We start from the raw sequence: 10,725 nt of genomic DNA, 5'->3' as shown, positions 1-10,725 counted from the left end.
ACTGCCAGCTGCTGAACGGCAGGAATTAAATTTGCGAAAAACTATTGACACTATCGAGAGAACAGTCGGTCATCGGGCATTAGCTTTCTTTTTTGTGAAATGGAATGTCATTTTTTTACTGTAAATTAAAAGGAGAACCGGACGCATCCGATTCTCCCAAGTACGCTCCATAGAGACGTACCGCTATTCACATTTATAGTATACAAAAAAGGGATAGAAAATGCAAGGATTTTCACGACTTAACATAAATTTTTAATTTGGTAAGTTTTACATTATTATCTGTATGGATAATCTGGTTAAAAATACTCGTTGGAACGTTGCTGCGTAATTTTTCAACAATATCTTCAAACCCCGATATAATTCGTTTCACTTCTGTTTTTGATACATGAAGCAGTTTCAATTGGTAAATTACCAAAACTAAATAATCTGTGATAGTCCCGAAAGTTAATCCTTTTACTCCGGTAGCATTAGAGATAGCATTTCCCACCTGTTTATCAATGCTTCCAGTCCGGAAACGTGTATCAAAAATCACATCGTTATGGGCAATGGCATTTCTAAGGTCTTTCGTGGCATAAATCAAACGTTGCGGCATCATGGCATTTGAATCATCAGAAGGCCGTATCCCAAGTTTTTTTGAAATATCTGCTCTGCAATTTTGATTCAAACATGAAACAAAATGACCGAACTCACCTAAACTAAGTAATTCGAAGGTCGCCCATATTGGCAGGTTGGCATCTTTACGAAGATAGTGATCCGCAATCTTATTTCCATTCCCATAAGCATCAGTCTGAACCTTATAGATTCGATTACGCAAATCTAACCGCCTTTTTAACTCTCGTTTGAATTTTTCTTCAGCTTTTTGACGGTCGTGGGCGTTTTTGTATGTTTTACCTTTGGTAGAAAACATTTTATAGTTATCCAACAACTGATTATAAATATCGATAAAACTTTCAGAATTTGTTGAAGCGACTAAAATGTCGAGGGCATAATTTTTAACGGCTGTTTCAATTAACATTACGTTAGGATAAAACAACGATTTTAATTGAGCATCAAAGTCATAGACAGCAACCAATTCTTCAAATTTAGTATAAGGGACATGTTTTGAAGGTGCATTTATGTAACGATATCCCTTATATCCATGATAGTATCCTATATTCATAAGTTTACGCTTTTGCGATGAACCAGAAATAGAGATTCCTTTTTTGTCGCGCAGATAGCGCATTAAACCATCCGTACTTTTAGGATGTGAGTCCGACATATTTGTGCACCTCCCTTGTCAGTAATGCTTTTAAGTATATATCAAAAAGCATCATTCGTCAAAGAGTTTGATAAAGATGTTATCCCTTTTGCCAAAATATATATCACTTGTCCTGAAACATCTATCCCCGGGGTAAATCAATTCCCCCATACCCATTCTACGGAAACCGAAACACACATCCATTTTTGTCCCAAATCGGCCGAAACCCATTGATTTACCGGGCTTTTCTCGTCAGCAGAGCGACTGTTTCCACATGCACCGTCCCCCCAAACATATCACAACATCTCACCTTCTCCACCCGATACCCTCCATCTGCCAGATACCGCAGATCCCGCGCCAAGGTTGCGGAATCGCAGCTTACGTATACTACTTTCTTAGGTGACATCTCTAAAATCGTGTCCAGGCATACTTTGTCGCAGCCTTTTCTGGGGGGATCTACTACGATGACATCGGCGTATATGTGATTGGATTCGTATTCTCGCGGGAGGACTTCTTCTGCTTTTCCTACAAAAAATTCGGCATTTTTTATGCCGTTTAGAGCTGCGTTCCTCCTTGCATCCTCTATGGCCTGGGGCACGATCTCTACGCCGTAGACTTTTTTTGCTTTCTGGGCGAGGAACAGGGAAATGGTTCCGATCCCGCAGTATAAGTCCCATACGGTCTCATCCCCTGTCAGTTCTGCGTATTCCAGTGCTGTGCCGTAAAGCTTTTCTGTCTGGACGGGATTGACCTGATAGAAGGAAAGGGGGGATATCTGGTACTTAACATTGCCAATGTAGTCGGTAATGTATCCGGGGCCGTAAAGGTTGACAGTCTCCTTTCCCATAATGACATTTGTCTTCTCCTGGTTGATGCTGTAGGAGATGCTTCTCATGCCTTCTATCTCACACAGCATGCGCACCAGCTTGTCTGAACCCGGAAGCTTTTTCCCATTTATCACAAGGCATACCATGAGCTCCCCTGTGCGAAATCCCTTGCGTATCAAGGCATGACGAAGAAGGCCCTTATGGGTCTGTTCATTGTAAGGACGGATTCCCTCTGAAACCATATAGGCCTTAATAATTTCCAATATTTTCCTGTTCTCTTCCACACCCAGGAGACAATCCTCATTTTCAATGATGGCATGGGTACGGCCTACATAAAAGCCGGTGATGATCCTTCCCTCTTTGTCTTCTCCAAAGGGGAACTGAGCCTTGTTGCGGTATCTCCAGGGATGATCCATGCCCATAATGGGGAGCATGTGGATCTCTTCCTCAGAAAATCTGCCAATGCGCAACAGATTGTTAAGGACCTTCCGCTCCTTAAATCTCAGCTGCTCTTCATAGCTCATGGCCTGAAGCTGGCAACCTCCGCATTGGCGTGCAACAGGGCACGGGGGCTTTACCCTAAAGCTTGATGGTGAAAGCACCTCTACAAGGCAGGCAAAGCCATAGGTCTTTTTCATCTTCATGGCCTTTGCCCGGACCACATCTCCAATAACTGTATCCTTGATAAACCAGATATAGCCCTCCAGGCGCCCCACTCCGGCTCCGTCCTCGTTCATGTCTTCAATGGTAACTGTAAATTCCTGATTTTTTTGCATGTTATTCTTTTATCTCTCCGGTTTTCATTCCCTGAAACAAGCTCCGGGAAAATTTATTGCCCCGGAACATGTCTGAAAATCGCTTTGTCGGCATCGCGCTTCTTTATTCTGAAGTCTTTCTGATATTGGTTTCCAGAAGCCGGTTAAAGCCCAGCCATCCCTTGTTGTCTCCGCCTGCATTTAAGGCCTCGATCATGGTCTCCATCTTTGCATCCGTATTGTCCGCAAAGTTCAATGCCAATGCTTCAAGCAGCGCCGGCTTTTTCGGTGAACCGTACTCCAGCTCTCCGTGATGGGCCAGGATGCAGTGCTTCAGTTCTGCTGCCAGATTAGGCGGAAAGCCCTTGATGGAACGGATGGTGATCCCAACCATCTCTGTGCCAATGATGATATGTCCCAGCAGCTGGCCGTCATCCGTATAATCATTTTCCGGGAAGGTGGACAGCTCCCTTAATTTTCCTACGTCATGGAAAATGGCCGCTGTCAGCAGCAGATCCCTGTTAAGCTGCGGGTAGTAGGACGCATAGTAATCACACAGCTTTGTCACGCTTAAGGTATGCTCCAGAAGGCCGCCTACAAAACCGTGGTGAACGGTCTTCGCGGCAGAGTGGAACTGAAAGGCTTTGGCAAAGGCTTCATTGTCCACAAAATACAGGGACAGCAGGCGGTTCAGATAGGGATTTTTCACGCTCTTTATAAAGCCCAACAGCTCCTCGTACATTTTTTTAATATCCTTTTTGGACACAGGAAGATAGTCGGACTCCACATATTCTCCCTCTTGAGCCCTGCGGATACGGCGTATGTTCAGCTGGTGTGAATTCTGGAACAGGGTCACATCTGCCTCCACATGGACATAATCCATGGTCTCAAAATCGCCTACTCCCGGAGAATTCAGATCCCAGATCTTGGCATCTATGGTACCTGTCTTATCCTGGAGCACCAGGTTCCCGTATTCCTTCCCGCTTTTCGTCAGAGCGATCTGTTTATTTTTACACAGATATACATCTGTTGTATGCATTCCTTCTCTGAAGGTCTCAATATATTTCATAGCCTTTTCCTCTTCTTTCTAATCCGCTTTCATAGCTTCAGCATCATCCTGCCGCGCCATACACTGGCCAGGCACAGGCATAAAATGCTCAAATACAATAACGCAGCCAGGCGTTAAAACTACCTGGCTCCGATTGTTACATCAAACTCAATTTCCTTGTATTCATCTCTGCCATTGCTCCGCAGAACAGCGATCTTCACCTTGTCCCCCACATGGAACTTCTCCACCTGGTTCTGGAAATCCTTCATGCTGCCCACCTGCTCGCCGTTCATCCAGGTCAGCACATCTCCCGGCTGGATACCGGCCTCATAGGCAGGGCTGTCCGTCACTGCCGTAGTGATATAGATCCCATTCGGCATCCCGCTCTCTTCCATTGCCTGGCTCACCTCCTGACCACGGATTCCCACATAGGGAGCAGCCACGCCATTGCTCAGCATTTCCAGTATGCCCTTATAATCAGAAATGGCCACCACCGTTGTCATGATGCTGCTTCCGTCTGCATATTTATCAGTAGCCCATCCGATCAGATCCCCGGATGCATTCAGCAGAAAGGTGCCTGCCTCTGTGTCACTGTGAGTGTTCGTATAGAAAATGCGGGCGGTGCCGTCAACTGTCTGGACATTGCGTATCACGTAGGAAATGAAGCCGTAATCACTGGAATGCACGATTCCCGCAGGTGCACCGATGGCCACCACCATGTCTCCCTGCTTTACTCCATAGGAGTTGCCCAGGTTAATGGGAACCACCTTCTTAAATGCGCCGCTGTCCATCTGGGAAGCATCCACACTCACAACAGCAAGTCCCATCACCGAATCGCTCTGCTTGACTGCTCCCGGCGCCATGGTCCCGTCAGCAAATACCACTTCGATGGAATCTGCCTGCTCCACTGCCTCCTCCGGCGTAAGGATCAGGATCTCTCCCCTGGTGCAGGATATGACCGCACCGGAAAACTGTCCTGTTGTCTCGATGGGATTGTCAAACCAATCTGTTCCATGCTGGATGGAGTGGACCGACACCAAGCCATTATCCGCATCCATGGCAATGGCTCGCAGGTTATTATAAAGCTTATTCAGATCTTCCACAGAATATGGATATTTTTTAAGCTCAGAGCGCACCAATTCCTCCACAGCCTCTGTCTCAGAAGACTCCTCCGGTTCCGTTGTCTCCTCCGGCGTAGGCGCAGGAGTCTCCGGTTCATCCTTTGGAATGGTGATCTGTGTACTCTCCTCCGTAGACTTCTGTCCCAAAATTTTCTCCGCAACCGGCCTGGACACCACAAAACACACTGCCGACAAAACACCAAACAAAACAGCGCAAAACACAGTCAGCAGGATCCTTCTGGCTATCTGTCTTTTCGTCACAGGCTGGCGGACGATCTTCTCATTAATAAAAGGACGAGGCCTGTCCTGCCCCGGCTCCTGTCCCTTATTCCCACTAAGCCTATCTCCGCCCTTATCCGCCATAATGCATCCTCCTGTCGAAGAATCTCATTCCTATTATACGTTTCTTCCCCTGAATATGCAAGTTTTTAACACGCAAAAGATACCAAACTTATCCCCACATCTCTTAAACTTCTCTTAAAAATGATAGTAAAAGGGGGAGTTTATGGTATAATGTCCACGTAGGCAATGAGCAGTGCGAAAAAAATCAGAGAAGCAGCTGCGTTGTGCTTGCACAAAAGCAGATGATTTTCTGATTTTTTTCATAGGGCGTTGCCCGTGAGCGAGCTGCAGCGCAGCGGAAGTGAGCGCGCACTGCGGGGTCGCGGGCCGCACACTATGCGCGCAGGTCCACACTGCAAAGCCGCGAACCGCACACCACGAGCCGCGAGTCGCTCACTGCAGGATCACAACCCGCACACAACGCAGCCGCAGGCAACGAATCCCCCATTCGTCCGCCCCACCGCCCCTTCTCATCAACCCATCAACACCACAACAACAAGGAATCAACTCATGAACCAAAAATCATTAAAAACATTAGAATACACAAAAATCATAACCACCCTGGAGACCTACGCCGCATCCCCCTTAGGGAAAGCCCTGTGCCGCAGCCTCACCCCCTCCTCCAGCCTGGAAGAGATCCGAACCTGGCAGTCCAACACCACAGATGCCGTAACCCGCATCCGTCTCAAAGGCTCTGTCTCCTTTTCCGGCCTCCGGGACATCACCGACTCCTTAAAGCGCCTGGAAATCGGCAGCGCCTTAAGCATCCCGGAGCTCCTATCCATAAGCTCCGTCCTGACCGTTGCCGCCCGCGCCAAGGCCTATGGCCGCCACGACCAGGACCAGGACTCTGCTGCCGGCGACCCCGACTCATTAGAGCCTCTGTTCGCCGCCTTAGAGCCTCTCACCCCCTTAAATAACGAGATCAAACGCTGCATCCTATCCGAGGATGAGATCGCCGATGATGCCAGCCCGGGACTTTCCCATGTGCGCCGTTCCATGAAGGTTACGGCTGACCGCATCCACACCCAGTTAAACTCCATATTAAACTCCAACCGCACCTACCTTCAGGATGCCGTCATCACCATGCGTGACGGCCGTTACTGCCTGCCGGTAAAAGCGGAGTACAAAAACCAGGTATCCGGCATGGTCCACGACCAGTCGGCCACCGGCTCCACTTTGTTTATCGAGCCCATGGCCATCGTCCGATTAAACAATGAGCTGCGCGAGCTGGAGATCCGGGAGCAAAAAGAGATCGAAGCAGTCCTTGCCTCCCTGAGCAACCAGTGCGCCCCTTACTGCGAAGAATTAAAGCTGAACACAGACCTCTTAGCCCAGCTGGACTTTATCTTCGCCAAGGCCGCCCTCTCCCGCCACTACCGCTGCAGCGCCCCTGTATTCAACAACCGCGGCTACATCCATATCAAAGACGGACGTCACCCTCTGTTAAATCCCCAGACCGTGGTCCCCACCAATGTCTGGCTGGGCAAGGACTTTGACCTTCTCATCGTCACCGGTCCCAACACAGGCGGAAAAACGGTTTCTCTAAAAACCGTAGGCCTGTTCACCCTCATGGGCCAGGCAGGCCTCCACATACCGGCCTGGGAGGGCTCCGAGCTGGCTGTCTTTGACGAGGTATTTGCCGACATTGGCGATGAACAGAGCATCGAGCAGAGCTTAAGTACCTTCTCCGCTCACATGACAAACATCGTTCACATATTGAATGAAGCAGACTCCCGCTCCCTCTGTCTCTTCGATGAGCTGGGAGCCGGAACAGACCCCACCGAAGGAGCGGCCCTGGCCATCTCCATCCTCTCCTTCCTCCACAACATGAAATGCCGCACCATGGCAACCACACACTACAGCGAGTTAAAAGTCTTTGCCCTCACGACTCCCGGAGTAGAAAATGCCTGCTGCGAGTTCAGCGTGGAAACCCTCCAGCCTACCTACCGCCTGCTGATCGGCGTTCCGGGCAAGAGCAATGCCTTTGCTATCTCAAAGAAGCTTGGCCTGCCGGATTACATTATCGAGGACGCGAAAAGTCATCTGGAGGCCAAGGATGAATCCTTTGAGGACCTGCTCTCCAGCTTAGAGAGCAGCCGCCTGACCATTGAAAAAGAGCAGGAAGAGATCAAGACCTACAAGGAGGAGATCTCCCAGCTCAAAAAACGCTTAACCCAAAAGGAAGAGCGCCTGGATGAGCGCAAGGATAAGGTCATCCGGAACGCCACCGAGGAGGCACAGAAGATCCTGCGGGAGGCCAAGGAAACAGCTGACCAGACCATCAAACAGATCAATAAACTGGCCGCATCCTCCGGCCTTAACAAAGAACTGGAGGCTGAGCGCGCCAAGCTCCGTGAACAGCTGAAGAAAACGGACGAAAAGCTGGCAGTCAAGGCCAAGGGCCCCAGCCAGCCCATTTCACCGAAGAAGTTAAAGATCGGCGACGGCGTAAAGGTATTATCCATGAACTTAAAGGGCACAGTGAGCACTCTGCCCAACGCCAAGGGCGACCTCTACGTCCAAATGGGCATCCTCCGATCCCTGGTAAATATCCGCGATCTGGAGCTGCTCCGTGAAAATGACATCAGCGCTACCTTAGGAGACGGCTCTTCCATAAACTACGGCGAGAAGTCCACTGGGAAGACCAAAAATCTTTGGACCCCAGCCAAAGGCAAAGGCACCGGCAGCGGTCAGATCAAAATGTCCAAATCCTACTCCGTCTCCCCGGAGGTCAATCTGATCGGCATGACGGTGGACGAGGCAATGCCTGTGATGGAGAAATATTTAGACGATGCCTATCTGGCCCACATGCCCAATGTCCGCGTTGTCCACGGCCGCGGCACAGGAGCCCTGAAAAATGCCGTACACAAGCGCCTGCGCCAGCTAAAATACGTCAAGGAATTTCGCCTGGGCGAATTCGGTGAAGGCGACACCGGCGTAACCATTGTAACATTCAAATAGAGAGAAAAGAGGAGGTTTTTTCATGGCAGAGAAACAACGGATCCTGATCGTGGATGACGATGCCAATATTGCAGAATTAATTTCATTGTACCTGATGAAGGAATGCTACGAGACAATGATCGTGGGCGACGGCGAGGAGGCCTTAAAGGTATTTCCCGAATTTAAGCCCAACCTCGTGCTGTTAGACCTGATGCTTCCCGGCATTGACGGATACCAGGTATGCAGGGAGCTGCGCGCTTCCTCCCAGGTGCCTGTTATCATGCTGTCCGCAAAGGGGGAGATTTTTGACAAGGTTCTGGGACTGGAGCTGGGAGCAGACGACTATATGATCAAGCCCTTTGACTCAAAGGAGCTGGTAGCGCGGGTGAAGGCCGTGCTGCGCCGTTACCAGATGGCTCCTGCCCCCACTCCCGCCTCTTCCCAGCAGCAGGGAGAATTTGTGGAGTACCCGGATCTTATTGTGAACCTCACCAATTACTCTGTCATCTACCGGGGCCATTCGGTAGAAATGCCGCCAAAGGAGCTGGAGCTTTTATACTTCCTTGCCTCCTCTCCCAACCAGGTATTTACCAGGGAACAGCTTTTAGACCACATCTGGGGCTATGAGTACATCGGGGACACCAGGACAGTGGATGTACACATTAAGCGCCTGCGTGAAAAGATCAAGGACCATTCCAGCTGGGCCATCACGACTGTATGGGGAATCGGCTACAAATTCGAGGTAAAGCGCTGATATACTTTTTCAAAATGTCCATAAATTCTTGATTTTTGGCTTAAAATCAAGGTTTTTCATGTTTTTAAATCACTAACTAACGCTAGATAAAAACAGTCAAAAATAAGTGTTATGCAGTCAAAAAACAGTCAGAAATGATACGATATGCTTTTATATAGGGCGGATACCGGATAAACGGGCCCGCCCTTCTCTATGTTACTCCGCCAAATTCGGCATATCTCCATTGAATATTCTCAGATACACTGAATCTATAGTTAGAAAATACTGGTATATTGCCAATATCTATTATAGATAGGGAATTCTCCTAGCATTACATAAAAACGCGAATTATTTTACATTTTTTTATTGATTTTCATCAAAAATTGGTTATAATGAAGTTACTAGTTACGTATTATTAAGTCAAGGTACGCACAGATCCGTATAGTCTTACATAAGATAAATTGCCAGCGATGTACAGGAGGTGATACGTATGGCAACGAAAAGCATTCTTAAGGATGTCTCCATCAAAGAGCGGAGTCTTGCTCATACATTTTTAGACGCACTGGACAATGCAAAAAGCAAAAAACATGAGCAGGTACAGATTAGTAGAAAATGCTCTGAAATAACAGGAGACAAAATCAAAGAGTTCTTTGGTGAATAATAATTATGGCAGAGTTTGTTCAAATCAAACTAAATAATATGATATCTGAATTGGGAGAGGATAAAGTAAAATCTATTCTCTCCTCTTTTATGTGTCCTAAAAACAAAGATGTGGAATTATTTATAAGGTATAAAGCAATTGAGTTCTCCAGACAGTATTTATCACGGACGACATTAGTATATTGGAAATCTGATGATGAAAAAGAAAAATATTTGGTAGGATATTACACTGTAGCGTCAAAACACATTTGTGTCTGTAAAGACTCAATTAGTAATACAATGGCCAAAAGAATGGGGAATCACGGAACGTTTAGACCGGATACGAAAGAGTACATAGTTCCTGCTCCATTAATAGCGCAACTGGGAAAGAATTATGCCGATGGAAATAATTACCTTATTTCTGGAGACGATTTACTTCAAATGGCTACGAATAAAGTAAAAGAAATTCAGAACGAAATTGGTGGGAGATTCGTTTATTTGGAATGTGAAGAAAAAGAAAAACTTTTATCTTTTTATAGAAGGAATGGTTTTACGCCTTTTGGAAGGAGAAAATTAGATAGGGATGAAACCGATTTAGAGGGAGAGTATTTAATTCAGTTGTTAAAGTATTTAAAGTAAATAATGGAATGACTATTCAAAAAGAAACAGGACAGATTTTATTGACCTGCCCTGCTTTTTCTTACTCCGCCAGCCCCGGCCACTGCAGCGCCCCATCCTGATCAGGTGTGAGCGTTACCGGATCTGTAGCCATCTTGCCGTCAGCGTCCAGGTAATACCACTTGCCATTGATATCCTGCAGGCCTGTTACCATGGCACCATCGGCTCCCAGGTAGTACCAGGCCCCCTTGTACTGATACCAGGTGTCATGCACCATAAGGCCGTCCCCGCGGAACCAGAACCATCTGCCGTCCTCGTCCAGGTACCAGGAGTTACGGACGTACTCCCCGGTATTGCCCAGGTAGAACCTCCATCCCCCGTCTTCCTGCTGCCAGCCGGACTTCATTGGATCATCCTGGATGTAGCGCCGGACACACACCAGGCCCTTACGCCAGCCTCCGG

The 10,725-nt window shown here is 47.8% G+C and carries 8 protein-coding genes and 1 pseudogene; 4 read left to right on the top strand and 5 right to left on the bottom strand.

Features of this window, described 5'->3' with window-relative positions:
* Positions 1-232: 232 nt before the first annotated feature.
* From LIZ87_RS21285 to LIZ87_RS21270, 4 genes are all read right to left on the bottom strand, one after another.
* Positions 233-1,258, bottom strand: a complete 1,026-nt coding sequence (locus LIZ87_RS21285; protein ID WP_227149138.1) for an Abi family protein — start codon at positions 1,256-1,258, stop codon at positions 233-235.
* 214 nt (positions 1,259-1,472) lie between these two features.
* Positions 1,473-2,840: a 23S rRNA (uracil(1939)-C(5))-methyltransferase RlmD gene (gene rlmD / locus LIZ87_RS21280; RefSeq protein WP_227149137.1), complete on the bottom strand. Its 1,368-nt coding sequence runs from the start codon at positions 2,838-2,840 to the stop codon at positions 1,473-1,475.
* A gap of 103 nt (positions 2,841-2,943) precedes the next feature.
* The gene (locus tag LIZ87_RS21275) at positions 2,944-3,888 is read right to left on the bottom strand and encodes a 3'-5' exoribonuclease YhaM family protein (protein ID WP_178314976.1); all 945 of its coding nucleotides are present in this window, start codon (positions 3,886-3,888) and stop codon (positions 2,944-2,946) included.
* A 119-nt stretch (positions 3,889-4,007) separates the two neighbouring features.
* Positions 4,008-5,351: a S1C family serine protease gene (locus LIZ87_RS21270; protein WP_227149136.1), complete on the bottom strand. Its 1,344-nt coding sequence runs from the start codon at positions 5,349-5,351 to the stop codon at positions 4,008-4,010.
* A 489-nt stretch (positions 5,352-5,840) separates the two neighbouring features.
* On the opposite strand from LIZ87_RS21270, the gene LIZ87_RS21265 reads away from it, so the two are divergent.
* The 4 genes from LIZ87_RS21265 to LIZ87_RS21250 all read left to right on the top strand — a co-directional run bounded on the left by LIZ87_RS21265 (position 5,841) and on the right by LIZ87_RS21250 (position 10,284).
* Positions 5,841-8,294, top strand: coding sequence for an endonuclease MutS2 (locus LIZ87_RS21265; RefSeq protein WP_227149135.1), 2,454 nt, complete (start codon positions 5,841-5,843; stop codon positions 8,292-8,294).
* Positions 8,295-8,316: 22 nt separating this feature from the next.
* Positions 8,317-9,027: a response regulator transcription factor gene (locus tag LIZ87_RS21260; RefSeq protein ID WP_227149134.1), complete on the top strand. Its 711-nt coding sequence runs from the start codon at positions 8,317-8,319 to the stop codon at positions 9,025-9,027.
* Positions 9,028-9,496: 469 nt separating this feature from the next.
* Positions 9,497-9,667 (top strand): hypothetical protein, encoded by a 171-nt coding sequence (locus LIZ87_RS21255; protein ID WP_227149133.1) that lies wholly within the window; start codon positions 9,497-9,499, stop codon positions 9,665-9,667.
* A 5-nt stretch (positions 9,668-9,672) separates the two neighbouring features.
* Entirely contained in the window at positions 9,673-10,284 is a 612-nt protein-coding gene (locus LIZ87_RS21250; protein ID WP_227149132.1) for an N-acetyltransferase, read from the top strand.
* Positions 10,285-10,345: 61 nt separating this feature from the next.
* Here the strand turns inward: LIZ87_RS21250 and LIZ87_RS21245 are convergent.
* Positions 10,346-10,725 (bottom strand): annotated as a pseudogene (locus LIZ87_RS21245) (cell wall-binding protein); the annotation flags it as partial.

The organism is Lacrimispora sp. 210928-DFI.3.58 (genome assembly GCF_020554865.1).
Taxonomy (GTDB): domain Bacteria; phylum Bacillota; class Clostridia; order Lachnospirales; family Lachnospiraceae; genus Enterocloster.
Note: the sequence above shows the minus strand (reverse complement) of the source record. Positions and strands in the feature narration are given on the sequence as shown.